At 72.7% G+C, this 25,568-nt stretch carries 25 protein-coding genes; 17 read left to right on the top strand and 8 right to left on the bottom strand.

What is annotated here, in order from left to right:
* Positions 1–60 precede the first annotated feature (60 nt).
* The 3 genes from HNR21_RS30360 to HNR21_RS30350 all read left to right on the top strand — a co-directional run bounded on the left by HNR21_RS30360 (position 61) and on the right by HNR21_RS30350 (position 3,353).
* Complete coding sequence (locus HNR21_RS30360; protein ID WP_182707836.1) at positions 61–876, top strand: YybH family protein; 816 nt, start codon at positions 61–63, stop codon at positions 874–876.
* A gap of 96 nt (positions 877–972) precedes the next feature.
* Positions 973–1,887, top strand: coding sequence for a VOC family protein (locus HNR21_RS30355; RefSeq protein WP_312881425.1), 915 nt, complete (start codon positions 973–975; stop codon positions 1,885–1,887).
* An 8-nt stretch (positions 1,888–1,895) separates the two neighbouring features.
* Positions 1,896–3,353, top strand: coding sequence for an FAD-dependent oxidoreductase (locus HNR21_RS30350; RefSeq protein ID WP_182707835.1), 1,458 nt, complete (start codon positions 1,896–1,898; stop codon positions 3,351–3,353).
* 47 nt (positions 3,354–3,400) lie between these two features.
* Here HNR21_RS30350 and HNR21_RS30345 read toward each other — a convergent pair whose 3' ends face one another.
* Positions 3,401–3,640 (bottom strand): ferredoxin, encoded by a 240-nt coding sequence (locus HNR21_RS30345; RefSeq protein ID WP_119729218.1) that lies wholly within the window; start codon positions 3,638–3,640, stop codon positions 3,401–3,403.
* Entirely contained in the window at positions 3,637–4,788 is a 1,152-nt protein-coding gene (locus tag HNR21_RS30340; RefSeq protein ID WP_182708913.1) for a 3-ketosteroid-9-alpha-monooxygenase, oxygenase component, read from the bottom strand. Before HNR21_RS30340 ends, HNR21_RS30345 begins: the two co-directional genes overlap by 4 nt.
* A gap of 148 nt (positions 4,789–4,936) precedes the next feature.
* On the opposite strand from HNR21_RS30340, the gene hsaA reads away from it, so the two are divergent.
* Positions 4,937–6,106, top strand: coding sequence for a 3-hydroxy-9,10-secoandrosta-1,3,5(10)-triene-9,17-dione monooxygenase oxygenase subunit (gene hsaA, locus HNR21_RS30335; protein ID WP_182707834.1), 1,170 nt, complete (start codon positions 4,937–4,939; stop codon positions 6,104–6,106).
* Between the two features lie 157 nt (positions 6,107–6,263).
* On the opposite strand, the gene HNR21_RS30330 is transcribed toward hsaA, so the two are convergent.
* Complete coding sequence (locus HNR21_RS30330; RefSeq protein WP_119729221.1) at positions 6,264–6,878, bottom strand: TetR/AcrR family transcriptional regulator; 615 nt, start codon at positions 6,876–6,878, stop codon at positions 6,264–6,266.
* Positions 6,879–7,035: 157 nt separating this feature from the next.
* Here HNR21_RS30330 and groL point away from each other — a divergent pair, with 157 nt between their 5' ends.
* Positions 7,036–8,652 (top strand): chaperonin GroEL, encoded by a 1,617-nt coding sequence (gene groL / locus HNR21_RS30325; protein ID WP_182707833.1) that lies wholly within the window; start codon positions 7,036–7,038, stop codon positions 8,650–8,652.
* A gap of 138 nt (positions 8,653–8,790) precedes the next feature.
* The gene (locus HNR21_RS30320) at positions 8,791–9,408 is read left to right on the top strand and encodes a TetR/AcrR family transcriptional regulator (RefSeq protein WP_182707832.1); all 618 of its coding nucleotides are present in this window, start codon (positions 8,791–8,793) and stop codon (positions 9,406–9,408) included.
* Positions 9,409–9,441: 33 nt separating this feature from the next.
* Here the strand turns inward: HNR21_RS30320 and HNR21_RS30315 are convergent, their stop codons facing one another.
* A complete protein-coding gene (locus HNR21_RS30315; protein WP_182707831.1) occupies positions 9,442–10,371 on the bottom strand; it encodes a 3-oxoacyl-ACP reductase in 930 nt (309 codons plus the stop codon).
* A 74-nt stretch (positions 10,372–10,445) separates the two neighbouring features.
* Positions 10,446–11,147: a MerR family transcriptional regulator gene (locus tag HNR21_RS30310; protein WP_246445955.1), complete on the bottom strand. Its 702-nt coding sequence runs from the start codon at positions 11,145–11,147 to the stop codon at positions 10,446–10,448.
* Between the two features lie 138 nt (positions 11,148–11,285).
* Between HNR21_RS30310 and HNR21_RS30305 the strand changes: the two genes are divergently transcribed.
* Positions 11,286–12,182, top strand: a complete 897-nt coding sequence (locus HNR21_RS30305) for an ABC transporter ATP-binding protein (protein ID WP_182707830.1) — start codon at positions 11,286–11,288, stop codon at positions 12,180–12,182.
* A 73-nt stretch (positions 12,183–12,255) separates the two neighbouring features.
* On the top strand, positions 12,256–13,104 hold the full coding sequence (locus tag HNR21_RS30300; protein ID WP_220500358.1) for an ABC transporter permease: 849 nt from the start codon (positions 12,256–12,258) through the stop codon (positions 13,102–13,104).
* Positions 13,105–13,111: 7 nt separating this feature from the next.
* Here the strand turns inward: HNR21_RS30300 and HNR21_RS35650 are convergent, their stop codons facing one another.
* Both HNR21_RS35650 and HNR21_RS30290 read right to left on the bottom strand, forming a co-directional pair.
* On the bottom strand, positions 13,112–13,471 hold the full coding sequence (locus HNR21_RS35650; RefSeq protein WP_312881423.1) for an AMP-binding enzyme: 360 nt from the start codon (positions 13,469–13,471) through the stop codon (positions 13,112–13,114).
* A gap of 87 nt (positions 13,472–13,558) precedes the next feature.
* The gene (locus HNR21_RS30290) at positions 13,559–14,788 is read right to left on the bottom strand and encodes an RNA-guided endonuclease InsQ/TnpB family protein (protein WP_182707829.1); all 1,230 of its coding nucleotides are present in this window, start codon (positions 14,786–14,788) and stop codon (positions 13,559–13,561) included.
* Between the two features lie 114 nt (positions 14,789–14,902).
* Here HNR21_RS30290 and HNR21_RS30285 point away from each other — a divergent pair, with 114 nt between their 5' ends.
* From HNR21_RS30285 to HNR21_RS30250, 8 genes are all read left to right on the top strand, one after another.
* The gene (locus HNR21_RS30285) at positions 14,903–15,673 is read left to right on the top strand and encodes an SDR family NAD(P)-dependent oxidoreductase (protein ID WP_220500357.1); all 771 of its coding nucleotides are present in this window, start codon (positions 14,903–14,905) and stop codon (positions 15,671–15,673) included.
* A 107-nt stretch (positions 15,674–15,780) separates the two neighbouring features.
* Positions 15,781–16,962 (top strand): NADH:flavin oxidoreductase, encoded by a 1,182-nt coding sequence (locus HNR21_RS30280; RefSeq protein WP_312881422.1) that lies wholly within the window; start codon positions 15,781–15,783, stop codon positions 16,960–16,962.
* Between the two features lie 11 nt (positions 16,963–16,973).
* On the top strand, positions 16,974–18,611 hold the full coding sequence (gene casI, locus HNR21_RS30275; RefSeq protein WP_182707827.1) for a steroid-22-oyl-CoA synthetase: 1,638 nt from the start codon (positions 16,974–16,976) through the stop codon (positions 18,609–18,611).
* Positions 18,612–18,626: 15 nt separating this feature from the next.
* Complete coding sequence (locus HNR21_RS30270; protein WP_182707826.1) at positions 18,627–19,790, top strand: acyl-CoA dehydrogenase family protein; 1,164 nt, start codon at positions 18,627–18,629, stop codon at positions 19,788–19,790.
* Positions 19,787–20,752, top strand: a complete 966-nt coding sequence (locus tag HNR21_RS30265) for a bifunctional MaoC family dehydratase N-terminal/OB-fold nucleic acid binding domain-containing protein (protein ID WP_182707825.1) — start codon at positions 19,787–19,789, stop codon at positions 20,750–20,752. Before HNR21_RS30270 ends, HNR21_RS30265 begins: the two co-directional genes overlap by 4 nt.
* Complete coding sequence (locus tag HNR21_RS30260; protein ID WP_182707824.1) at positions 20,752–21,861, top strand: acyl-CoA dehydrogenase family protein; 1,110 nt, start codon at positions 20,752–20,754, stop codon at positions 21,859–21,861. The genes HNR21_RS30265 and HNR21_RS30260 overlap by 1 nt, the downstream gene beginning before the upstream one ends.
* Entirely contained in the window at positions 21,858–22,274 is a 417-nt protein-coding gene (locus HNR21_RS30255; protein ID WP_182707823.1) for a MaoC family dehydratase, read from the top strand. The genes HNR21_RS30260 and HNR21_RS30255 overlap by 4 nt, the downstream gene beginning before the upstream one ends.
* On the top strand, positions 22,271–23,458 hold the full coding sequence (locus HNR21_RS30250) for a lipid-transfer protein (protein WP_182707822.1): 1,188 nt from the start codon (positions 22,271–22,273) through the stop codon (positions 23,456–23,458). The genes HNR21_RS30255 and HNR21_RS30250 overlap by 4 nt, the downstream gene beginning before the upstream one ends.
* A 30-nt stretch (positions 23,459–23,488) precedes the next feature.
* Here the strand turns inward: HNR21_RS30250 and HNR21_RS30245 are convergent, their stop codons facing one another.
* The gene (locus HNR21_RS30245) at positions 23,489–24,250 is read right to left on the bottom strand and encodes an SDR family oxidoreductase (protein WP_182707821.1); all 762 of its coding nucleotides are present in this window, start codon (positions 24,248–24,250) and stop codon (positions 23,489–23,491) included.
* Between the two features lie 162 nt (positions 24,251–24,412).
* On the opposite strand from HNR21_RS30245, the gene HNR21_RS30240 reads away from it, so the two are divergent.
* The gene (locus tag HNR21_RS30240) at positions 24,413–25,567 is read left to right on the top strand and encodes an acetyl-CoA C-acetyltransferase (RefSeq protein WP_182707820.1); all 1,155 of its coding nucleotides are present in this window, start codon (positions 24,413–24,415) and stop codon (positions 25,565–25,567) included.
* The last annotated feature ends 1 nt before the right edge of the window (position 25,568 follow it).

Below are 25,568 nucleotides of genomic sequence, written 5' to 3'. Positions count from 1 at the left end.
CCGGGCCGGCCTCCCGGGGTTGTAGAGGCGTACGGACCATCGACCCCAGGAGGCAGAGACATGGCGACCGACGACCGGGCACGGATCGAGGCCCTGATCCGGCGGTGGGCCGAGGCCGTCCACGCCGGGGACATGGACGGCGTCCTCGCCGACCACGCCGACGACATCGTGATGTTCGACGTTCCGCCGCCGCACGAGGGCGTCCGCGGCATCGACGCCTACCGCGACACCTGGCCGCCGTTCTTCACCTGGCAGGCCCGGGGCGGCACGTTCGAGCTCACCGAGCTGGAGGTGACCGCCGGCGAGGACGTCGCCTTCGCCCACGCCCTGCTCCGCTGCAGCACCCGCGAGCACCAGGAACGCCATCCCGAGCACCGGCTCCGCCTGACCCTCGGCCTGCGCAAGGAGGACGGCCGGTGGGTCGTCGCCCACGAACACCACTCGTTCCCCACCCCGGACGAGGAGGCGTCCCAGAACGAGATCCGGGCTCTCCACGAGGACTGGTTCGACGCCACCCGGGCCAAGGACCTCGACGGCCTCATGGCCCGCATCGCCGACGACGTCGTCTCCTACGAGCACGAGGAGCCCCTGCAGTACGTCGGCGTCGACGCCGTCCGCAAGGTCTGCGAAAGCGGCCTGCACGCCACTACCGGGACCGTCGAGTGGGACGTGCCCGACCTGCGGATCCTCACCAGCGGCGACCTCGCCGTCGCCTGGGGCCTCAACCGCATCCGCCCCGGAGGCGGCACCGAGTGGTGGTCCCGCGGCACCCGCGTCTTCCAGCGCGTCGACGGCGCCTGGCGGATGATCCACCAGCACGTCTCCCACCCCTACGATCCCGAGACCGGCCGGGCCCGCACCGACCTGCGCCCCTGACGCGCCCCAGGCCGGACACCCCGCCCCGGACGGCGTGACTCTCACTGAGCGGGAGGAGGACGGCGGGGGCGGGGGGAGTCTGGGACGTTGGGCGGCGTGGGCACAGTGACGCATATCCGAGGGCTGGGATATCTCAAGGTCCAGACGCGGCACATCGAGCGGTGGCGGGAGCTGGCGATCGACGCGCTGGGGTTCGCCGAGGGCTCGGGGCCCGATCCGGACGGGCTCTATCTGCGGATGGACGAGCGGCGGGCCCGGCTGGCGGTGCTGCCCGGGGACGCCGACCGGGTGCTGGCGGTGGGCTGGGAGGTCCGCGACCAGTACGCGCTGGCGGCGGTGCGCGAGGCGGTGGAGAAGTCCGGCGTGCGGGTGCGGGAGCTGACCGGTGAGGACGCCGAGGAACGGGGCTTCGAGGCGGGCATCGCGTTCGGCGACCCGGGCGGGACGCCGACCGAGGTGTTCTTCGGGCCGGTGCTGGACCACGGCCCGCTGCGGCTCGGGCTGGACCAGAGGTTCGTGACCGGGCCGATGGGCATGGGGCACGTGGTCATCCCGACGCCGCGCTGCGAGGAGGTCGCGGCCTGGTACGCCGAGGTCCTCGGGTTCCTGCCGCGCGGGGCGATGAAGGTCGGGCCCGGGGCGCGGATCCGCTTCATGGGCGTCAACCGGCGGCACCACAGCCTGGCCGTGTGCCCCGCCCCGCACGACGGCGACCCCGGGCTGGTGCACCTGATGGTGGAGGTCGACGGCCTGGACGCGGTGGGCCGGGCGCTGGACAACGTGACCCGGGCGGGCTTCTCGATCTCCTCGACGCTGGGCCGGCACACCAACGACAAGATGATCTCGTTCTACGTGCGCGCCCCGGGCGGCTTCGACATCGAGTACGGCTGCGAGGGCATGCTGGTCGACGAGCGGCACTACACCGCCGAGGAGATCACCGCCGACAGCTACTGGGGCCACGACTGGTCCGGGGCCGAGCCGCTGCCCGCGTTCATCCCGCCGAAGAAGTGAGCGGCCCGGTGGAACCGGTCGGCCTCCGCGAGGCCGGCCCGGCGGATCACGAGTGCGACGTGCTGGTCGTCGGGTTCGGCGCCGCGGGCGCGGCGGCGGCCCACGAGGCGGCGGGCGCGGGCGCGGACGTGCTGGTGCTGGAACGGGCCGGCGGCCCCGGCGGCACGTCCGCCCAGTCCGGCGGCGAGCTGTACCTGGGCGGCGGCACCGAGATCCAGAAGGCGTGCGGGTTCGACGACACCCCCGACGACATGTACGCCTACCTGGAGGCGGCGCTCGGCCCGCATCCCGACACCGCCAAGCTGCGGCTGTACTGCGACGAGAGCGTGGAGCACTTCGAGTGGCTGCGCGCCCGGGGCGTTCCGTTCAAGGCGAGCCTGTACGAGACGCCGACCTGGATGCCGCCGACCGACGACGGGCTGATGTGGCTGGGGGAGAACGCCTGGCCGTTCACCGAGATCGCCAGGCCCGCGCCGCGGGGCCACCGGCCGGCCGCGCCGCTGTTCGCCGGGAGGGTCCTGATGGACGCGCTGTCGTCGGCCGCCACCGGGGCCGGTGCCGTCGCCCACCGCGACACCCAGGCCGCCAACCTGATCCTGGACGACGACGGCCGGGTCGCCGGGGCGGTGGCCCGCCGGTACGGGAAACGCGTCGTCTACCGGGCGCGGCGGGCGGTCGTGCTCACCACCGGCGGGTTCGTGGACAACGACGACATGCTCCGCGACCACGCCCCCGTCCTGCTGGGGCACGGCAAGGTCAGCGACGGCCTCGACGACGGCTCCGGGATCCGGATGGCCGCCGCGATCGGCGCCGCCACCCGCCGCATGGGCGAGGTGGAGGTCGCGCTGGCCGCGCTGCCCGTGCTGGTCGCGCGGGGGATGCTGGTCGACGCGCTGGGCCGCCGCTTCATCAACGAGGACGTCTATCCCGGCCGGTTCAGCCACCACGCGGTGCGCCACCAGCCGGGACCGTACTGGGCGATCATCGACGAGGAGGGCTTCGACCAGATCCCCGAGCCCGACCTGTGGGGCGTCCGCCCCAAGCACGCCGCCGAGACCCTCGCCGAAATGGAGGAGTCCCTCGGCATGCCGCCCGGCTCCCTGGCCAACACCGTCGAGGTCTACAACCGCCACGCCGCCCACGGCGAGGACCCCTACTTCCACAAGGACCCCCGGTGGCTGCGTCCGTTGCGGGGCCCGTTCGCGGCGTTCGATCCCGGCGACGGGTTCTGGGGGAGCGGCGGCCCGGCGAGCGGCGTCTCCGGTTTCACCCTCGGCGGCCTGCACACCGACCTCGACGGCGCGGTCCTCAACCACTCCGGCGCCCGGATCCCCGGCCTGTACGCCGCGGGCAGGGCGTCGCACGGCATCCACGGCGAGGGCTACGTCAGCGGAACCTCCCTCGGCGACGGCACGTTCTTCGGCCGCCGCGCCGGCCGCGCCGCCGCACGCGACGCCACGGCGTAAATCGTGCACACCCTCCGGGAGGACGGCGGCGGGTCCGTCCGGTGTCGTCAGGTGCCGACCTCGATCTCGCCCTTTGCGGCGGCGACGCCGATCGACTCCAGCAGGGCCGGGCAGGTGCTGTAGCCGTCCGGCGGGGGATCGGCGCAGCCGGCCATGGCGGAGGTGCTCCACTGGATGCTGGTCTGCTCCCAGCTCGCCTTGCGGACCAGCACCTCGACCCCGCACCGCAGGCACCGCACCGGCCGCATCGGCCGCTCGTCCAGCCTGACGTCCGGGCGTACGGTCATGCGGGCCGTTCCCCGGCGGCCTGCGCGGCCAGGTTCCGCTCGACCTCCTGCTCCCAGGCCTCCACCGGCCGGGTGGTGTCCAGCTCGAACTCGAATCGCGCCGTCATCTCCGGCGTCACGTCCGCCACGTCCACGTAGAACTGCTCGTACCAGCGGCGCAACTGGTAGACCGGGCCGTCCTCCTCGCACAGCAGCGGGTTGTCGATGCGCGCCTTGGTCTTCCAGATCCGGATGTCCTGCTCGAACCCGAGCTGGATGAAGCCGGACAGCTTGCGCGCCATCTCGTCGGCGGCCTCGCCGGGCAGCGCCTCGCTGCGTTCGGTGATGATGCCCGACTGCAGCACGAACGAGTTCCGGTCGATCGGATAGTGGCAGTTCAGCAGCACCGAGTTGATGTCGAAGCCCTCGTAGTGGTACGTCAGCTCGTCGATCATGAACGAGGGGCCGTAGTAGGTCGCCACCGAGGTGTTGCCGAGCATCTGCGGGCCGCGGGAGGAGCGGCGGGCGTCGGGCCGCGCCCGGCCCTTCATGATCTGGGTCGCCCTGTGGTCCTCGAAGACGTTCTTGAAGTACGTCGGGAACGAGTAGTGGACGTAGAAGAAGTGCGCCATGTCGACGACGTTGTCCACCACCTCCCGGCAGTTGGCGTGCACCACCGTCTCGGTCCACACCCAGTCGGTCCACCGGTCGCTGGTGGCGCCCGGGATGCGGGGGATGGCCTGCTGCGGCGGGGGCGGGTTGCCCTCCGGGTCGTTCCAGACGAACAGCATCCCGTCCTGGTCCAGCGTCGGCCACGCCGCGGTCCGCGCCCGCAGCGGCACCCGCCGCGAGTAGGGGATCTTCTTGCAGCGTCCGTCGCCGCCCCACCGCCAGTCGTGGAACGGGCAGGCGATCTCGTTGCCCTTGACCGTGCCCTCGGACAGGTCGCCGCCCATGTGCCGGCAGTAGGCGTCCAGCACGTTCAGCCCGCCGTCCTCCCCGGCGAACACCACCAGCCTGCCGCCGAACGCCCGCACCGCGTGCGGCCTGCCGTCCCGGAACCGCTCCGACAGTCCCAGGCAGTGCCAGCCGCGGGCGTAGCGGGTCGGGATCGCCTCCGCCTCGATGACGCGGACGCCGTCGGACTCGGTAGCGGTCACGGTGATCATCCCTTCGCGGGCACTCCGGTACGCCTGCACGCTATGCCGCCCGCGCGCCGCCGCCGCCCCGCAGTCCCGGTGGCCGGGACGCCCGCCCGTGCCGCCCGCCCCCGGCATGGTGTGCTGCACCCGCGCGGACGATCGAGGGGAGCGGCCGATGAGCGGCGACAAGGTCCTGGAGACGGTGCGCGGGCTGCTGCCGGGCATCGCCGAGCGGGCGCGGACCGTCGACGAGAAGGGGCGCATCCCGGCGGAGACGATCCGGGAGCTGGCCGACGCCGGGGTGTTCCGCATGCTGCAGCCCGCCCGGTACGGCGGCCTGGAGGGCGACCCGGTGGCGTTCTACCGGGCGGTCCGGGAGATCGCCGGGGCGTGCGGCTCCACCGGATGGGTGACCGCCGTGCTCGGCGTGCATCCCTGGCAGCTCGCGCTGTTCCCCGACGAGGCCCAGCGGGAGGTGTGGGGGAACGGCCCCGACGTGCTGCTGGCCTCCTCGTACGCCCCGATCGGGCGGCTCGCCCCGGTCGAGGGCGGTTATGAGTTCTCCGGCCACTGGGGGTTCTCCTCCGGGTGCGAGTTCGCCGACTGGGCGCTGCTCGGCGGGCTGGTGGTGGGCGCCGAGGGACGGCCGGTGGACTTCATGACCGTCCTGGTGCCGCGCGCCGACTACGAGATCCGCCGGGTGTGGGACTCGATGGGGCTGCGCGGCACCGCCAGCGACGACATCGTGGTGGAACGCGCGTTCGTCCCCGCCCACCGCGCCATGCGCAACTACGACCAGGCCCAGTTGCGCGCCCCCGGCTGCAAGGTCAACACCGGCCCGCTGTACCGGATGCCGTTCGGCACGATCTTCACCACCACCGTCGCCACCGCCGTGGTCGGTGCGGTCGAGGGCTGCTACCACTCCTACGTCGAGGCGATGCGCGACCGGATCCGGCTCAGCCTGGGCGGCGGCCGTTTCGTCGAGGACCAGTTCTCCCAGGTCGCGGTGGCCCGCGCCGCCTCGGAGATCGACGCCGCGATCCTGCAGACCGAACGCAACGTCCGCGAGATGTACGAGCACGCCCTGGCCGGCACCAGGATCCCGATGGAACTGCGCCTGCGCGCCCGCCGCGACCAGGTCCGCGCCACCGAACGCGCCATCGAGGCCATCGACATCCTCTTCAAGACCGCCGGCGGCAACTCCCTGCGCCGCGGCCACGTCATCGAACGCGCCTGGCGCGACGCCCACGCCGGCAGCGTCCACGTCGCCAACGACGCCGAACGGGCCCTGGCCATGTACGGCCGAGGCGAGTTCGGCCTCAAGATCGAGGACAACCTCCTCTGATCCCCCCCGCCCCGGCCCATGCGTCGGACGTGAGGCCGGTGGCCTGGTCTCTCTGAGAGCCAGGCGGGATTCTCTGCGGGACCGTGCGGAGGCCGACCGAGGGGTGGGAAGAGTCCCGCCCCTCGGCCGGCGAGGGCCGTCGTTGCGGGGGTGGTGGTCAGTCGTTCTGTGGGGGCGTCGGTGGGAGGACGTGGGCGAGGGCGCGGCGGAGCACGTCGGCGAAGGGTTCGGAGCCGTCGCCGGTGACCCAGTGGCGGCCGGCCACCCGGACGGCGGCGGCGACCGCGGCGGCCACGACGTTCGGGAACAGGTCCCGGTCGGGGTCGGTGCCGGTGCGCTCGGCGATCGCCTCGGCCAGCGGGCGTTCGGCCATGGTGAACGCCTTGAGCGCCTCGCCCTCCAGTTCGGGGGTCTCCATGATCATGCGGAGGCCGGCCCGGTCCGGCGGCGGGGTGGCGTGCTCGATCACGGCGGCGGTGAGGGCGTCCTCCAGCGGCTCGTCGGCCGGGCGGGCCCGCAGGATCCGCCCGAGGCGGCGCGCCCGGTCGGCCTGGAACGCGCAGATCGCCTCCTCCCGGCTGGAGAAGTAGTTGTTGTAGGTCCGGGGCGACACCCCGGCGGCCTCGGCGATGTCACGGACCCGTACCAGGGCCAGTCCCTCGGGGCCCTGCTCGATGGCCAGGCGCAGCGCGGCGGCGCCGATCGCCTCCCGGGTCGCCAGCTTCTGGCGGGTGCGCAGGTCGCGCGGCTGCTCGTCGTCGGTGGCGTGCATGGCCCCCACCCTAGCCGATGATTGCGCGACGCGCATTGAGTGCGTGACGCGCAATTTGTGGTGTACGGTGGCGTGCCAGGACGGACGGCGGGCCCTCGTGCAGGGCGTCCGTCGCGGGCGCCGTCCGTCCGCCCATCCCCGACGAGCAGGAGGAACGATGGCGGCGAAGATGATCGCGTTCGACGAGGAGGCCCGCCGGGGTCTTGAGCGCGGGATGAACCAGCTTGCCGACGCGGTCAAGGTGACCCTTGGTCCCAAGGGCCGCAATGTGGTGCTGGAGAAGAAGTGGGGCGCTCCCACGATCACCAATGACGGTGTGTCCATCGCCAAGGAGATCGAGCTGGAGGACCCCTGGGAGAAGATCGGCGCGGAGCTGGTCAAGGAGGTCGCCAAGAAGACCGACGATGTGGCCGGTGACGGCACCACCACCGCGACCGTGCTGGCCCAGGCCCTGGTCCGTGAGGGCCTGCGGAACGTCGCCGCGGGCGCCAACCCGATGTCGCTGAAGCGGGGCATCGAGGCGGCGGTGGAGCGGGTCAGTGAGGAGCTGTCCAAGCTGGCCAAGGACGTGGAGACCAAGGAGCAGATCGCCTCGACGGCCTCGATTTCGGCCGGGGACACGCAGATCGGTGAGATGATCGCCGAGGCGATGGACAAGGTCGGCAAGGAAGGCGTCATCACGGTCGAGGAGAGCAACACCTTCGGGCTGGAGCTGGAGCTCACCGAGGGCATGCGCTTCGACAAGGGCTACATCTCGCCCTACTTCGTCACCGACCCCGAGCGGATGGAGGCGGTCCTCGAGGACCCCTACATCCTGATCGTCCAGGGCAAGGTGTCGGCGGGCAGGGACCTGCTCCCGGTCCTGGAGGCGGTCAAGCAGACCGGAAGGCCCCTGCTCGTCGTCGCGGACGACATCGAGGGCGAGGCCCTCGCCACGCTGCTGCTCAACAAGCTCCACGGCGTGTTCAAGTCGGTGGCGGTCAAGGCCCCGGGCTTCGGTGACCGTCGCAAGGCCATGCTGGGGGACATCGCCACCCTGTCCGGCGGCCAGGTGATCAGCGAAGAGGTCGGCCTCAAGCTGGAGAACACCACCCTGGACATGCTCGGCCGGGCCAAGCGCGTGGTGGTGACCAAGGACGAGACCACGATCGTGGACGGTGCCGGTGACGCAGGCGAGATCGCGGGCCGGGTCAACCAGATCCGCACCGAGATCGACAACACCGACTCCGACTACGACCGGGAGAAGCTGCAGGAGCGGCTGGCCAAGCTGGCCGGCGGCGTGGCCGTCATCAAGGCCGGCGCGGCCACCGAGGTCGAGCTCAAGGAGCGCAAGCACCGCATCGAGGACGCCGTCCGCAACGCCAAGGCCGCGGTCGAGGAGGGCATCGTCCCCGGCGGTGGCGTCGCCCTCCTCCAGGCCGGCGCCAGGGCGTTCGACGGCCTGACCCTCACCGGCGACGAGGCCACGGGGGCGAACATCGTCAGGCGCGCCCTCGAGGAACCGCTCAAGCAGATCGCCGTCAACGCCGGCCTCGAGGGCGGCGTCGTCGCCGAGAAGGTCCGCACCCTCCCGCCCGGCCACGGACTGAACGCCGCCACCGGCGAGTACACCGACCTGTTCGCGGCCGGGGTCATCGACCCCGCCAAGGTCACCCGGTCGGCGCTGCAGAACGCCGCCTCCATCGCGGCGCTGTTCCTGACCACCGAGGCCGTCATCACGGAGAAGCCCGAGCAGACCCAGGCGGCCCCGGAGGGCGCCGGCATGGACTTCTGATCCGGTCTCGCGGCCCGTGTCCCGGAAGGAGACGCGGGCCGCCCGGCGTTCATCCCGCTGAGCGGTATCGCAGGGGCGGCCGGTGGCGTCAGGGGCCTATGTATTGTCGTGTCGACGTCGTAGCCCACGGGGGGAAGAGTGCCGAGGATCGCCGCAGCACGGCCGCCGGCCGAGCCGAGCTCGCCCGAGCAGCGGGACAGGCGTCAGCGCATCCTCCGTGCGGCGGCGCGGATCGGGGCGGAGAAGTCGCTGGAACGGGTGCAGATGCACGAGGTGGCCAAGGCCGCCGGGGTGGCGATCGGCACGCTGTACCGGTATTTCCCCTCGAAGGTCCACCTGTTCGCGGCGGTGATGTGCGCGCAGATCGAGCGGTTCCGGGAGGGCATCCGGCCGCCGGAGCCCGGCATCGCCCCCGAGGACGCGGTCGGCGACCTGATGGTGCAGGCCAGCCGGGAGCTGCTGAGCCGTCCGGTGCTGGCGACCTCGATGCTGTACTCGTGCAACGCGGCCAGCGCGGCGACGGTGGCGGACGCGATCCGGATCGACACCATGTTCCGCGAGATCGTGCTGGACGCGCTCGGCATCCGGACCCCCACCGCGCAGGACGTGACGCTGGTGCGGCTGCTGCTGCAGTGCTGGTACGGGGTGCTGCAGTCGAGCCTGAACGGGCGGGCGTCGATGGCCGACGTGGAGGGCGACATCCGGCTCGCCAGCCGCCTGCTGCTGGCCCCCCGCTCCAACGCCGCCCGGGGCTGACCGCGTTCGCGGCCCTCCCCGGGCAGCCGAGGCTCAGGAGCCGGGGAACCTGCTGACGCCGGTGGTGTCCAGGGCGTGGACGCTCCAGGCCGCGTACGTCCGGAACGGGTCGCGGCCCTCGAAGTACGAGGTGAGCTTGGCGTCCAGTTCCTCGACCGAGAAGACGCCGCCGTCGGCGGTCCACTTGTGCTCCACGGCCGGCGCGGCCATCAGCGCCACCATGTCCCCGTACACGACGAACACCTGGCCGCTGACGTGCCCGGCGGCGGGGGAGGCCAGGTAGCCGACGAACGTCCCGACCCGTTCGGGGGCCATGACGTCCAGCCCGCCGGGGGCGACGCCCTCGGCGAACTGCTCGGCGGTCATCGCCGTGCGGGCGCGCGGGCAGATCGCGTTGGCGCGCACCCCGTAGCGGGCCAGGCCCTGGGCGGTGGACAGGGTGAGCGCGACGATCCCGGCCTTGGCCGCCGCGTAGTTGGGCTGGCCCGCCGGGCCGAACAGGAACGCCTCCGACGAGGTGTTGATCACCCGGGCGTACACCGGCCCGCCCGCGGCCTTGGCGGCGGCGCGCCAGTGCACCGCGGCGGCCCGCGACACCGCCGCATGCCCCTTGAGGTGCACGCGGATCACGTCGTCCCAGTCGGACTCCGACAGGTTGAACAGCATCCGGTCGCGCAGCACGCCCGCGTTGTTGACCACGATGTCCAGCGAGCCGAACTCCTCGACCGCGGCGGCGACCAGCTTGTCGCCCAGCGACCAGTCGCCCACGTCGCCGGTCACCGCCACCGCCCGGCCGCCGGCGGACTCGATCTCGGCCACCACGTCGTCGGCGGCCGGCCCGATGTCGTTGACGACGACGGCGGCGCCCCGCGCGGCCAGCGCCAGGGCCTCGCTGCGGCCGAGCCCGCCGCCCGCGCCGGTGACGACGGCGGTCCGCCCCGCCAGGCTGAGGTCACTGCTCATCGCTCGCTCCCGGTCGTACGGTCCACGTGCCGCGGACACTAGTACGAATTCCAGTGCTCGCCCCGCGGCCGATCTCACTGAGCGGGCACGGCGTCCTCCCGGGCCGCCGACAGGTGGTCGTGCAGCCGGGCGGCGCCCGCGAGCATGGCGGCGGCCCGCCGGGTCAGCTCCTCCCGGCGCCGGGCGACGGCCGCGTGCAGTTCCTCGGTGCCGCCCGTCCGGCGCAGCCGGTCCATGATGGGCCGGATCTGGTCCAGCGGATAACGGTTGTCCCGCAGCATCTTGATCATCTGGGCGTGGCCGACCTCCGCCGGGCCGAACCACCGGTAGCCGGTGCCCGGCTCGCGTCCGGGGGCCAGCAGCCCGGCGGCCTCCCAGACGCGCAGCGCGGAGGTGCGCACCCGCAGCAGGGCGGCCACCTCGCCGATGCGCATGCCCGAGCGCGGCAGCCCCGCCGCGTCCGGTCCCCGGCGGGCGATGATCTCCAGGGCCTCGCTCGTGGCCTGCAGGGACCGCCGCTCCTCGTGCAGCGCCGCATGACAGGCGTCCACGACGGCCAGCGCTCCGGCGACGTCCCCCTCGTGCACGGCCTGCATGATCGCCCGTGCGTGGACCGGGCCGAACCCCCGCAGCAGGGCCCGGTAGGCGAGCAGGGCCCGCATGTGCCGGTCGTCGTACCGGCGATGGCCGGAGGCGGTGCGGGGCGCGGGCGGCAGGATCCCCGCGTCCTCGTAGTTGCGGATCTGCTGGGTCGAGACGCCCGCCGCACGGGCCAGGTCGACGGGACGCAGCGGGGTCCTCCTTCGCGCCAGGGTTGCTCCCGGGATTTGAAGGTTAGCGGTGATTCACGCCGACGTACATCGGCATCGAGCGTGAAAAGTGCCAACAAGGACTTCAATGACACACTTGAAGGCATGGAAACAGGCGGCAATGACGGCCCCGTGATCGAGGTCCGTGATCTGCGCATGCGCTACGGCTCCGCCGACGTGCTCCGCGGAGTGGACTTCCACGTCGGCCGGGGCGAGGTCGTCGCCCTGCTCGGGCCGAACGGCGCGGGCAAGACGACCACCATCGAGATCCTGGAGGGATTCCGGCTGCGTTCGGCCGGGCGGGTCCGTGTGCTCGGCACCGACCCCGGGCGCGGCGACGAGGCATGGCGCGCCCGGCTCGGCGTCGTGCTCCAGTCCTGGCGCGACCACGGCCGGTGGAAGGTGCGGGACCTCCTCGACCACCTCGCCCGCTACTACACCCCCTACCGCAGGCCCTACGACCCCGACGAGCTGATGGCCCTCGTCGGCCTGACCGGGCAGGCCGACACGATGCTCCACAGGCTGTCCGGCGGGCAGCGCCGCCGCGTGGACGTGGCGGTCGGGCTGGTCGGCCGGCCCGAGCTGCTGTTCCTGGACGAGCCCACGGTCGGCTTCGACCCCCAGGCCAGGCAGGAGTTCCACGAGCTGGTGCGGCGGCTGGCCGAGCTGGAGGACACCGCGATCCTGCTCACCACCCACGACCTGGACGAGGCCGAGAAGCTCGCCGGCCGGATCCTCATCCTGGTCGGCGGCGTGATCGTCGCCGACGGCACCCCGGCGGAACTGGCCCGGCAGGTCTCCGGCAAGACCGAGGTCCGCTACACCCGCGACGGCGAGCGGTACGTGGAGAACGTCGAGGACGGCACCGCCCACGTGCGCGACCTGTTCGCCCGGTACGGCGACGCGATCGGCGACCTGGAGGTCCGCCGCGCCCGCCTGGAGGACGTCTACCTGGCCATGGTCCGCGACTTCGAGTCCGAGCAGCGTGGGGAGGCGGCATGAGCGAGCGGAGCGAGTTCATGAACGCTGTTTTCGTCGGGGGGCGTGGGGGGCCGTCCCCCCACGAGGAGGCGGCGTGAACGCCCGCATGGTCGCCGTCCGCGCGGGGCTGCACCGCGCCCGGCTGGAGCTCAGTCAGGCCCTGACCAGCGTGCAGGAACTGTGGAACCTGCTGTTCTTCCCGGTCATCGGGATGTTCGCGATGTTCATGTTCCGCGGCAACGACGTGCCGGGCACCGGCTTCTCCCTCGGCGCCCACGCCGTGCCCGGCATCCTCGCGATGAACATGATGTCCAGCGGGATGATGGGGCTGGCGATCACCCTCACCATGGACCGCGAGGACGGCACGCTGCTGCGCGCCAAGGCCACCCCGAACGGCGTGATCGGCTACCTGACCGGACGGATCCTCAGCCGGGGCGGCCTGACCGTCGTCGGCCTGCTCCTCCCGCTGGTCCCGGCCGCGTTCGTCTTCGGCGGGCTGGACCTGGGCCGGGCGTCGGCGTGGCTGACGCTGGCGTGGGTGCTGGCCCTCGGGCTGCCGGCGGTCCTGGCGATCGGCGCGATCCTCGGGTCGCTGTTCACCAACGCCCAGTCGGTGGGCGTCCTCATGGTGCCGCTGATGCTGCTGATCGCGATCTCCGGGGTGTTCTACCCGGTCACCGCGTTCCCCGGCTGGGTGGAGTGGATCGCCCAGGCGTTCCCGCTGTACTGGCTGGGCCTGGGCATGCGCTCGGCGATGCTGCCGGACCCGCTGGCCGCCGCCGAGATCGGCGACTCGTGGCGGCACCTGGAGACCGCCGGGATGCTCGGCCTGTGGGCGGTCGCCGGGCTCGTCCTCGCGCCGCGGGTGCTGCGGCGGATGGCGCGACGCGAGTCCGGGACGGACCTGGCCGCCCGCAGGAAGAAGGCGATGCAGTGGTCCTAGACGGCCGCTAGGGCGATCCGGCGGGACGGTCGACCATCGCCTCGACCTCCCGCCGGACCACCTTGTCGGTGGCGTTGCGCGGCAGCGGCTCGGTGGTGATCCGCCACCGCGACGGCACCTTGAAGTACGCCAGCCGTTCGCGGGCGAAGGCCTCGATCGCCTCCGCCGAGATCGGCTCGCTCGCGACCACCACCGCCATGACCTCCTGCCCCAGGTCCGGATGCGGCACCCCGAGCACCGCGCACTCGCGCACCCCGGGGAACTCGGCCAGCACGCCCTCCACCTCGGCCGGGTAGACGTTCTCCCCGCCGCGCAGGATCAGGTCCGACCGCCGCGTCGTCAGCCGCAGCCGCCCCTGCTCGAGCACCCCGATGTCGCCGGTGCGCAGCCAGCGGTCGGCGTCCAGGGCGCGGGCGGTGGCCTCCTCGTCCCTCCATTGGCTTCCTCCCCGCCTTCAGACTGGGGACCCCGCCTGCTTCCACCGTGGGGTGGGTTGCTTCGGGTGGGTTCCTGCTTCGCCGCGCTGTGCCGGAACGGATCCCGGTCTTACCTGCGCTCCACAGGCTGTCACCGCCAGCCCGGCGGCTTTGGCGACGTTGATCGCCGCATTGACGTCCCGGTCGTGAACGGCCCCGCACCTCGGGCACGTCCAACGGCGGACGTGCAACGGCTTGGGGCCGTCACCGAGCCCGCAGGCCGAACAGACCTGCGAGGTCGGCACGAACCGGCCGATTCTGATGAAGGCCCGCCCGTGTCGGGCGGCCTTGTACTCCAACATGGCGACGAACTGCGCCCATCCGGCGTCGTGGACGCTCTTGGCCAAACGAGTGCGAGCGAGCCCCTTGACCGCCAGGTTCTCCACCGCGACCGCTTGGTTCTCACGGATCAGGCGAGTGGAGAGCTGATGGTGGAACTCGCGCCGCGCATCCGCGACCCGGACATGGGCGCGAGCCAGACGGAGCCTGGCCTTCTCCCGGTTCCTGCTGCCCTTCTGCTTGCGGGACAGCGCCCGCTGGGCGCGCTTGAGCCTCTTCTCCGCCCGGCGCAGGAAACGAGGGTTGGTGATCTTGCGGCCGTCCGACAGAATGGCGAAATGCTTGAGCCCCAGGTCGATTCCGACCTTGGTGGTCGTCTCGGGTAGCGGCTCGTCGGCGAGCTCGACGACGAACGAGGCGAAGTACCGCCCCGCCCGGTCTTTGATCACCGTCACCGACGACGGCTCCGACGGCAATGAGCGGGACCAGCGGACCGATAGGTCACCGATCTTCGGCAGCCGCAGCCTCCCGCTCGCCGTGATCTTGAACTTCGCGTTCCTGGTGAACCGGATCGCCTGCCGGTCGTCCTTTCGGGACCGGAATCGGGGCGGGGCGACCTTCGCCCCTTTCCGCCCGCCGGACAGCGAGGCGAAGAAATTACGGTAGGCGGCGTTGAGGTCAGCCAATGATTGCTGCAAGATCACCGCTGAGACCTCGCCCAGCCAGGAGCGCTCAGGCGTCTTTTTCGCCTGCGTGATCACCCGCTTGGACAACTCGCCGTCACTGACGTACGGCAGCCCCGCCGCACGAGCCTCCTGCCGAATGCGCAGCCCGTCGTTGAACACCACCCGCGCACACCCGAACGCCCGAGCCAACGCCTGTCGCTGACCGGCAGTCGGATAGAGACGAAAGGCATACCGAAGCTGCACGGCAGGATCTTACTAAGAGTTTTCGAGTGAATACCTGTAGATGCCGAAACTGGCGTCTCAGTGCGTCCCGGTGAGCGGGATCACGCACCGGAACGCCCGAGGCGGCCCCGCACGATGACCGCCGTGGGATTCCTCAAGGACAAGGTCGCGATCGTGACCGGAGCCGGGCAGGGCGTCGGCCGGGGCATCGCGCTGGCGCTCGCCTCCAAAGGCGCGGCCGTCGCCGTGGTCGGCCGCACCCCCGGCAAGCTGGACGACACCTGCGCGCTGATCCGCGAGCGCGGCGCGCGGGCCGAACCGTTCTGTTGCGACGTGGCCGACACCGAGGCGGTCCCCGGGCTGGTCGAGGTGGTCGCCGAGCGGTTCGGCGGCATCGACGTGCTGGTCAACAACGCCTACTCGGGGGCGTTCGGGCCGCTGCTGTCGATGAGCGACCGGGCGTTCCAGAAGGGGTTCCGCACCGGGCCGTTCGCGGCGTTCGCGTTCATGAAGGCATGCCATCCGCACATGAAGGCGCGCGGCGGCGGCCACATCGTCAACCTGGTCACCTCCGCGATGGTCCGCTGGGACCCGTCCACCTACGGCGCGTACGCCGCCGCCAAGCAGGCGTTGCGCTCGCTGACCCGCACCGCGGCGGCCGAGTGGGGACCGGACGGCATCCGCGCCGTCGCCATCGCCCCGCACGCGCTGTCCCCGGGGCTGCAGCGGTGGGTGGACAACAACCCGGAGGAGGCCGAGGAGTTCCGCAGGACGATCCCGCTCGGCTACATCGGCGACTGCGAGCAGGACATCGGCCGCGCCGTCGTCGCCCTGCTGAGCCCGGACATGCGCTACCTGACCGGCGCCACGATCCCCCTGGACGGCGGCCAGGCCCACTTCGGCTGACCCGTTCGTCCGGGGACGGCCCCTGACCGCTCCCGGTCAGCGGGATGACCAGGAACGTCGCCGATCCCCGCTGGTTACCGTCGAGCCGCCACCCGATGGGAGGACCCGTGAGCGACCCCGTCCCCGACGTGCTCGCCCCCGCGAAGCTGGGGCCGGTGACCCTGCGGAACCGGATCATCAAGGCCGCCACCTACGAGGGGCTGAGCCGCGACGGGCTGGTCACCGACGAGCTGATCGGCTTCCACGTCCGGCACGCGGCCGGCGGGGTCGGCATGACCACGGTGGCGTACTGCGCGGTCTCCCCGGACGGGCGCACCGACCGCAGGCAGATCCAGTGGACCGACCGGGCGCTGCCGGGCCTGCGCAGGCTCACCGACGCCGTGCACCACGAGGGCGCCGCAGTCTCGGCGCAGATCGGGCACGCCGGTCCGGTCGCCGACCCCAGGTCCAACCGGGTGCCCGCGATCGGCCCGGCCCGGCGCTTCAACCCGCTCGGCGGCGGCTTCACCAGGGCCGCGACCAAGGCCGACCTGGAACGGGTGGTGCGCGCCCACGGCCGTGCGGCGGCGATGGCGATCGAGGCCGGGTTCGACGCCGTCGAGGTGCACCTGGGCCACAACTACCTGGCCAGCGCGTTCCTCAGCCCCCGGCTCAACCGCCGCACGGACGAGTACGGCGGCCCGCTGGAGAACCGCGCCCGGCTCGCCCGCGACATCGCCCGCGCCGTCCGCGACGCCGCCGGGGACCGGATCGCCGTGATCGCCAAGCTCAACATGGACGACGGCGTGCCCGGCGGGTTCGGGCTGGACGAGGCGGTCCGGGTCGCGCGGTGGATCGAGCGGGACGGGTCGGTGGACGCGCTGGAGCTGACCGCGGGCAGTTCGCTGCTCAACCCGATGTACCTGTTCCGGGGCGAGGCGCCGCTGCGGGAGTTCGCCGCGGTCATGCCGCCGCCGATCCGGCTGGGCGTGCGGCTGGTCGGCGGCCGGTTCCTGCGCGGCTACCCCTACGAGGACGGCTACCTGCTCCCGCAGGCCCGGCAGGTCCGGGCGGCGGTCTCGATGCCGCTGATCGCGCTCGGCGGGATCACGAACAGGCGGGTGATGGACCGGGCCATGCGGGACGGCTTCCAGTTCGTGGCGATGGCGCGGGCGCTGCTGCGCGAGCCGGACCTGATCAACCGGATCAAGGAGGACGCGGACACCGGATCCCTGTGCATCCACTGCAACAAGTGCATGCCCACGATCTACCGCGGCACCCGCTGCGTCCTGGTCGAGCAACCCGCCTGAGGGCGAGCGCCGTGCACACGATCGCGGACCTGCTGCTGGCCCGGCTGGGCGACCACCGGCCCGGCCTGCGCAGCCGGGAACGGACCTGGACCTGGGACGAGGTCGTCCGCGACAGCGCGGCCCGCGCGTCGCTGGCGCGCGGGCTGCGCCGCGACGGGCCGTTCCACATCGGGGTGCTGCTGGACAACGTGCCCGAGTACGTCCTGTGGCTGGGCGGCGCGGCGCTGGCCGGGGCGACCGTCGTCGGCATCAACCCCACCCGCCGCGGCGCCCAGCTCGAACGGGAGGTCCGGCACACCGACCCGCAACTGGTGGTCACCGACCGGGCCGGGCTGGAACTGCTGGACGGGCTGGACATCGGGGTGCCGCGCGACCGGTTCCTGCTGGTGGACTCCGCGGGTTACGCCGTTCCCGCCGCCGAGCCGGAACGCGACCCGTCGATCACCCCCGCCACGCAGATGCTGCTGCTGTTCACCTCGGGCACGACCGGAAGGTCCAAGGCCGCCCGCTGCTCGCAGGGACGGCTCGCCGGGCTCGGGCACGCCAACAGCGCCAAGTACGACGTGACCCGCGACGACGTCTGCTACTGCCCGATGCCGCTGTTCCACGGGAACGCGCTGATGGCGCTGTGGGCCCCGGCCCTGGCGGCGGGGGCGTGCGTGGCGCTGACGCCGAAGTTCTCCGCCTCGGGATTCCTGGACGACGTGCGGTTCCACGGCGCGACGTTCTTCACCTACGTCGGCAAGGCCATCTCCTACATCCTCGCCACGCCCGAAAAGCCCGACGACGCCGACAACACCCTCACCCACGCGTTCGGCACCGAGGCGTCACCGCAGGACAGGGCCGAGTTCCTGCGCCGCTTCGGCTGCACCCTCATCGAGGGCTACGGGTCCAGCGAGAGCGCCGGGATGATCGCCCGCGACCCGGCCGCCCCGCCCACCGCGCTCGGCCGTCCCGCCCACGACGGCGTGCGGATCGTCGACCCCGAGACGCTGCGGACCTGCGCCCCGGCGGTCCTGGACGAGCACGGCCGGGTCACCAACCCCGAGGAGGCGGTCGGCGAACTGGTGGACGTGCACGGGGCGGCCGGGTTCGAGGGCTACCACAACGACCCCGAGGCCGACGCCGAACGGGTCCGCCACGGCTGGTACTGGACCGGCGACCTCGGCTACGTCGACCAGGCCGGGTTCGTGTACTTCGCGGGCCGTTCCGGCGACTGGATCCGGGTCGACTCGGAGAACGTCTCCGCCCTGCACATCACCCGGGTCCTCCGCCGCCATCCCGAGATCATCGACGCGATCGCGTTCGGGGTGCCGGACCCGCGTTCGGGCGACCAGGTGATGGCGGCGATCGAGATCGGCGCGGGCGTCGCGTTCGAGGACCTGGACCTGCCGGCGTTCCTGGCCGCCCAGCCCGACCTGGGCACCAAGGGCGCGCCCCGCTTCGTCCGCGTCTCCCACGCGCTGCCCGCCACCGGCTCGGGCAAGCTCGCCCGCAACCGCCTCCAGACGGAGGGCTGGCGCACCGGCGACCCGGTCTACCGGTGGGCGGGGCGGGGCGACCCCGAGTACACCCCGATGACCGACGACGACAAGGCGGCGCTGCGCGAGGAGTTCATCGCGGGCGGACGCGAACGGTTCCTGCCGTGACACGAAAGGGCGTCGATGGATCTGCGTGAGTCCGACGCGCACCGCAAGCTCAGACGCGAGCTGCGGGCGTACTTCGCCGAACTCCTGCCGGAGGACGAACGCCGCCGCGCCGGGGAGGAGGGCGTCGGCGGCCCCCGCTTCCGGGAGATCGTCAGGATGCTCGGCCGCGACGGCTGGCTCGGCTACGGCTGGCCGGTCGAGTACGGCGGGCAGGGCCGGTCGGTCGCCGAGCAGTACGTGTTCTTCGACGAGGTGCAGCGGGCCGGGCTGCCGTTCCCGTTCGTCACCGTCAACACGGTCGGGCCGACCCTGATGCGGTACGGCACCGAGGAGCAGAAGCGGCGGTACCTGCCGGGCATCCTGTCCGGCGACATCGTCTTCGCCATCGGCTACACCGAGCCCGACGCCGGCACCGACCTGGCCGCGCTGCGCACCCGCGCGGTCCGCGACGGCGACTGCTTCGTCATCGACGGCGCCAAGGTCTTCACCAGCGGCGCCAACACCGCCGACTACATCTGGCTGGCCTGCCGCACCGACCCGGACGCCCCCAGGCACAAGGGCATCTCGATCATCATCGTCCCGACCGACGCCGAGGGCTTCTCCTGGAGCCCCATCCCGACGGTCGGCGGCATGTCCGTGACCGCCACCTACTACACCGGCGTCCGCGTCCCGGCCGGGAACGTCGTCGGCGAGGTCGACGGCGGCTGGAGCCTGATCACCACCCAGCTCAACCACGAACGGATCGGGCTGGCGGCCCTCGGCGGCCGGATGATCCGGCTGTGGGAGGACGTGCTCGCCTGGGCCCGCGACAACGGCGTCCTCGACCTGCCGTGGGTGCGCCGGGACCTGGCCCGCGCGCACGCCAGGCTCGAGGCGATGCGGCTGCTCAACTGGAAGATGACCATGGCCGTCGAGCGGGGCGGGCTGACGGGCGCGCAGGCCGGGGCCACCAAGGCGTACGGCACCGAGACCCACATCGACGTGCAGCGCACCCTCACCGGGATCCTCGGCGCGGCCGGGCGGATCCGCCCCGAGTCGCCGGGCGCGGTGCTGGCCGGGCAGATCGAGCAGCTCTCGCGGCAGGGCATCGTCAACACGTTCGGCGGCGGGGTGAACGAGGTGCTGCGGGACATGGTCGCCACCCAGGGCCTGGGCCTGCCGAGGTCGAGGCGCTCATGAACGACGACTACGACGACTACGAGGAGCGGCTGCGGGCCTGGGCGGGGCGCGAGGTGATGCCCCTGAAGGCGGGACAGGACCCGGTGAACGTGCCGATGATCCGGCACTGGGTCGAGGCGATGGGCGACCGCAACCCGATCTATCTGGACGAGGAGGCGGCCCGCGCCACGGGACGGCCCGGGGTCGTCGCGCCCGCGTCGATGATCCAGGCGTGGACCATGCGCGGGTACGCCGCCCACACCGCGCCGTCGCAGGACACGCGGACCGGGATGGACGAGCTGACCGAGCTGCTGGCCGAGGCCGGTTACACCTCGGTGGTGGCGACGGACTCGGAGCTGGAGTTCCACCGGGAACTGGTGCCGGGCGACCACGTCGGCGTCCGGGAGGTCGTGGAGTCGATCTCCCCGGAGAAGAGGACCGCGCTGGGCGAGGGCCGCTTCGTCACCACCGTCCGGACCTACTGCGACCAGAACGGCGAGGTCGTGGCCACGCAACGGTGGCGGCTGCTGCGCTTCCGCCCCGGCACCGGCAGGGCCGCGAAGAAGCAGAAGGCCCTGCGGCCCCGCCCGGCGATCAACCGGGACAACGCGTTCTGGTTCGAGGCGGCCCGCGAGCACCGGCTGGTGATCCAGCGGTGCGCGGCGTGCAAGGCGCTGCGGCACCCGCCCGGCCCGTGCTGCCCGCAGTGCGGCTCGTTCGACTGGGACACCGTCGAGGCCGCCGGGACCGGCCACGTCCACAGCTACGTGGTCGCGCACCATCCGCCGCACCCGGCGTTCGACATGCCGTACGTCGTCGCGCTGGTCGAGCTGGCCGAGGGCACCCGCCTCATCGCCAACCTGACCGGCCTGGCCCCCGAGGAGGCCGAGATCGGCATGCCCGTCGTCGTGGACTGGCTGGAGGCCGACCCGGACCTGACCCTCCCGGTCTTCCGCCCCGCACGACCGGAGGAGGCACGCTGATGGACTTCACTCTGGGCGAGGAACTGGAGGCGGTCCGGGAGCTGGCCCGGCGGATCTTCACCGACCACGCCACCCGGGAACGGATCCGCGCCGCCGAGCGGAGCGAGACCGGCATCGACCACGCCCTGTGGTCCGAGCTGGCGAACACCGGCCTGCTCGGGGTCGCGCTGCCCGAGGACGCGGGCGGCGCGGGCCTGGGCCTGGGCGGGCTGTGCGTGCTGCTGGAGGAACAGGGCCGTGCCGTCGCCCCCGTTCCGCTGTGGCCCGCGCTGGTGACGGCGCTCGCGGTGGCCCGGTACGGCGGCCCGGAACAGCGGGCGGCGCTGCTGCCGGGAGTGGTGGACGGAACGATCCGGCCGACCGCGGCGCTGGAGGAGTTCGCCCCGCATGATCCGGCGTCGCCTGCGTGCCAGGCGCGACGGGACGGGGACGGATGGGTGCTGACCGGCACCAAGGCGGTCGTTCCCTCGGCTCACGGGGCCGGCCCGGTGCTGGTCTCCGCCGACGCGGGCCTCTTCCTCGTGGAAGCGGACGCACCCGGCATCACCTGGGAGGACGTCGAGACCACCAGCCGCGACAAGGCCCGGACCCTGCACCTGGACCGCGCCCCGGCACAGCCGCTCACCGAAGGCACGCCGGGAAGGCCGCCCGCAGAGGGCGCCCTGGACGGGGTGCTGGACCTGGCGCGTACCGCGCTGGCGGCCGTTCAGGTGGGCGTCGCCGAAGGGGCGATGCGGCGGGCCGCCGACCACGTGACGCGGCGCGAGCAGTTCGGAAGGCCGCTGGGCACGTTCCAGGCGGTGCAGCACCAGCTCGCCGACTGCTACATCGAGATCGAGGCGATGCGGGTCTGCCTGTGGCACGCGATCTCCCTGCTCGACGCCGGAGAGCCCGCCGCCTCGGCCGTGCTGGTCGCCAAGTGGTGGGCCGGCGAGGCCGGGCTGAACGTCGTGCACCGCACCCAGCACCTGCACGGCGGCATCGGCGTCGACGTGGACTACCCGATCCACCGTTACTTCCTGTGGGGCAAGCAGATCTCCGGGACGCTCGGCGGCGCGTCCGCCGACCTGGAGCGGCTCGGCTCGGCACTGGCGGGAGCATCCTGGTGAAGACCTATCCGGACGTGACGGTGGGGGAGACGCTCCCCGAGCTGAGCATCCCGCTGACCCGCACGCTGATCGTCGCGACGGCCATCGCCAGCCGCGACTACCAGGACGTCCACCACGACCCCGAACTGGCCGTGCGGCGGGGGTCCAAGGACGTCTTCATGAACATCCTGACCACGGGCGGCCTCGTCGATCGATACGTCACCGGGTGGGCCGGACCCGCCGCGCGGGTGAAGGCCATCCGCATCCGCCTCGGCGTCCCCAACTACCCCGGCGACACGATGGTGCTCACCGGCGAGGTCACCGCCAAGCACGACGGGGACCGCCGCGTCGAGATCGCCGTGCGCGGCACCAACGCCCTCGGCCCCCACGTCACCGGCACCGTCGAGATCACCCTTCCCGGGGAGGGCTCATGAGCGTGCTGCCGGGGGCCGCGGCGATCGCGGGGATCGGGGCCACCGAGTTCTCCAAGAACTCCGGCCGCAGCGAGCTGCAACTGGCCTGCGAGGCGGTGCTGGCCGCCATCGCCGACGCCGGGCTGGAGCCCTCCGACGTGGACGGGCTGGTCACGTTCACCGCCGACACCAACTCCGAGATCCACGTCGCCCGCAACACCGGGATCGGGGAGCTGACGTTCTTCTCCCGGATCGGCTACGGCGGAGGCGCGGCCTGCGGGACGATCCAGCAGGCCGCGATGGCGGTCGCCACCGGCGTCGCCGACGTGGTGGTCTGCTACCGGGCGTTCAACGAGCGGTCCGGCGAACGGTACGGCCTCGGGCAGGCCGACCGGAGGCTCGACGCGAGCGCCGACAGCGCCGCGTACGCGTGGATGCTGCCGTTCGGGCTCAACACCCCCGCCCAGTGGGTGGCGATGTTCGCCCGCCGCTACATGCACGAGTACGGCGCGACCAGCGAGGACTTCGGCCGCGTCGCCGTGGTGGACCGCAGGCACGCCGCCACCAACCCGGCCGCCTGGTTCTACGGGCGGCCGATCACGCTGGCCGACCACCAGGCGTCCCGCTGGATCGCCGAGCCGCTGCACCTGCTGGACTGCTGCCAGGAGACCGACGGGGGCCAGGCCCTGGTCGTGGTGTCCGCCGAACGCGCCCGCGACCTGCCGCACCCGCCCGCCCTGATCATGGCGGCGGCGCAGGGCTCCGGCCCCGACCAGCACATGATGACCAGCTACTACCGTCCCGAGATCACCGGCATCCCGGAGATGGGCCTGGTCGGGGAGCAGCTTTACGGACAGAGCCGGCTGACGCCCGCCGACATCGGCGCGGCCGTCATCTACGACCACTTCACCCCGCTGGTCCTGCCCCAGCTCGAGGAGCTCGGGTTCTGCCCGCGCGGCGAGGCCAGGGGCTTTATCGCCGACGGCAACCTGGAGGTCGGCGGGCGGCTGCCGTTCAACACCCACGGCGGCCAGCTCGGCGAGGCCTACCTGCACGGCATGAACGGCATCGCCGAGGCCGTCCGCCTGGTCCGCGGCACCTCCGTCAACCAGCCCGGCGGTGCCGGCCAAGGGATGGGCTACGTCCTCGTCACCGCCGGCACCGGCGTCCCCACCAGCGGACTCATCCTGGGAGCCGACCGATGAACGCGGGTGATCGGCGCGGCCGGGTCGTGTTCAGCCCTTGGTGACCATGTGGCGGGCGGGGATCTCGCCGCCGCCGTGGACGGGCAGGTCCGCGCCGGTGACGTAGGACGCCAGGTCGCTCGCCAGGTACAGGCAGGTGTTCGCCACGTCCTGGGGGGAGCCCATCCGGCCCATCGGGATGATCTCGCCCAGGGCGCCGCCGTCGCCGTAGTACGAGGCGGCGGCCTCGGTCAGGACCAGGCCCACCGTGACGTGGTTGACGCGGACCTTCGGGCCCCACTCCAGGGCGAGCGCCTGGCTCAGCATGCGCAGGCCCGCCTTGGCCGCGCTGTAGGCGGCGGTGCGGGGCTGCGGGTCCACGCCGGACACGCTGCCGATGTTGATGATCGAGCCGCCGGTCTCCTGGGCCTGCATGATCTTGTTGGCGGGCTGCGCCGCATAGAACGGGGCCAGCAGGTTGAGCTGCACGATCCGTTCCACGAAACGCGGGGAGACCGTGGCGGCGTCCGCGTCCGGGGAGCCGCCGGCGTTGTTGACCAGCACGTCCAGGCGGCCCATCAGCCCGGCGGCGCGTTCCACCAGTTCGGCGGCCTGGGCGGGGTCGCGGATGTCGGCGGGCAGGAAGTGCGCCGCCCGGCCGCCCGCGCTCGGCGGCGTCCGCGGCTCGTTGCGCGCGCACACCGTCACCCGCGCCCCCGCCGCCAGGAACGCCCGGGCGATCACGGCCCCGATGCCCTTCGTCCCGCCCGTCACCAGGACCGCCCGGCCGCCGAAGTCCACCGACGCGTTCATCCCGCTCCTCCCGCCGCGACTACCGGTCGCGCGGAGCGTACGGTCACCGGCCCGTCGCGGACGGGACGCGTACCGGTGACCGGGACGGCGCCCCCGCGCGGCCGGTCCGCCGACCACCATGACGCCCAGGAACGCGCCGACCCCCGCATGAGGAGAACTTCGATGGCCGAGGCCTACATCGTCGACGCGGTCCGCTCCCCGGTGGGGCGGCGCGGCGGCGGGCTGTCCGGGGTGCATCCCGCCGACCTGGGCGCCCACGTGCTGCGCGCGCTGATGGACCGGACCGGGGTGGACCCGGCGGCGGTGGAGGACGTGATCTTCGGATGCGTGGACGCCATCGGCCCGCAGGCCGGGGACATCGCCCGCACCTGCTGGCTGGCGGCGGGCCTGCCCGAGCACGTGCCGGGCGTGACCGTGGACCGGCAGTGCGGGTCCTCCCAGCAGGCGGTGCACTTCGCCGCCCAGGCCGTCCTGTCGGGCACCGCCGACCTGGTGGTGGCGGGCGGCGTGCAGAACATGTCGCAGATCCCGATCGCCTCCGCGATGACCGCCGCCGCCCAGTTCGGCTTCACCGAGGGGCCGTTCGCCGGGTCCAAGGGCTGGCGGGCCCGGTACGGCGACGTCGAGGTGTCGCAGTTCGCGGGGGCCGAGCAGATCGCCCGCGAGTGGAACATCAGCCGCGAGCAGATGGAGGAGTTCGCCTACCGGTCGCACCGGCGGGCCGTCGCCGCGATCGACGGGGGCCTGTTCACCAAGGAGATCGCCCCACTGGAGGGCGTGTCCGCCGACGAGGGACCCCGCCGCGACACCTCCCTGGAGAAGATGGCCGGCCTGAAGACCCTGGTCGACGGCGGACGCCTCACCGCCGCGGTGTCCTCGCAGATCTCCGACGGGTCCGCCGCCCTGCTGATCGCCTCAGAGCAGGCCGTCCGCGACCACGGGCTGACCCCGCGCGCCCGGATCCACCACATCTCCGCACGCGGCGAGGACCCCGTCCGGATGCTGTCGGCGCCCATCCCCGCCACCCGGCACGCCCTCGCCAGGACCGGCATGACCATCGACCGGATCGACGCGGTGGAGATCAACGAGGCGTTCGCCAGCGTCGTGCTCGCCTGGCTCAGGGACATCGACGCCGACCCCGACAGGGTCAACCCGCACGGCGGCGCCATCGCCCTCGGCCACCCGCTCGGCGCGACCGGCGCCCGGCTGATGACCACGCTGCTGCACCACCTGGAGCGCACCGGCGGCCGGTACGGCCTGCAGACCATGTGCGAGGGCGGCGGCCAGGCCAACGTCACCATCATCGAACGCCTCTGAG

The sequence above is a fragment of the Thermomonospora cellulosilytica genome, assembly GCF_014138835.1.
GTDB classification, from domain to species: Bacteria; Actinomycetota; Actinomycetes; order Streptosporangiales; family Streptosporangiaceae; genus Thermomonospora; species Thermomonospora amylolytica.
This window is presented reverse-complemented; position numbering and strand designations above follow the sequence as displayed.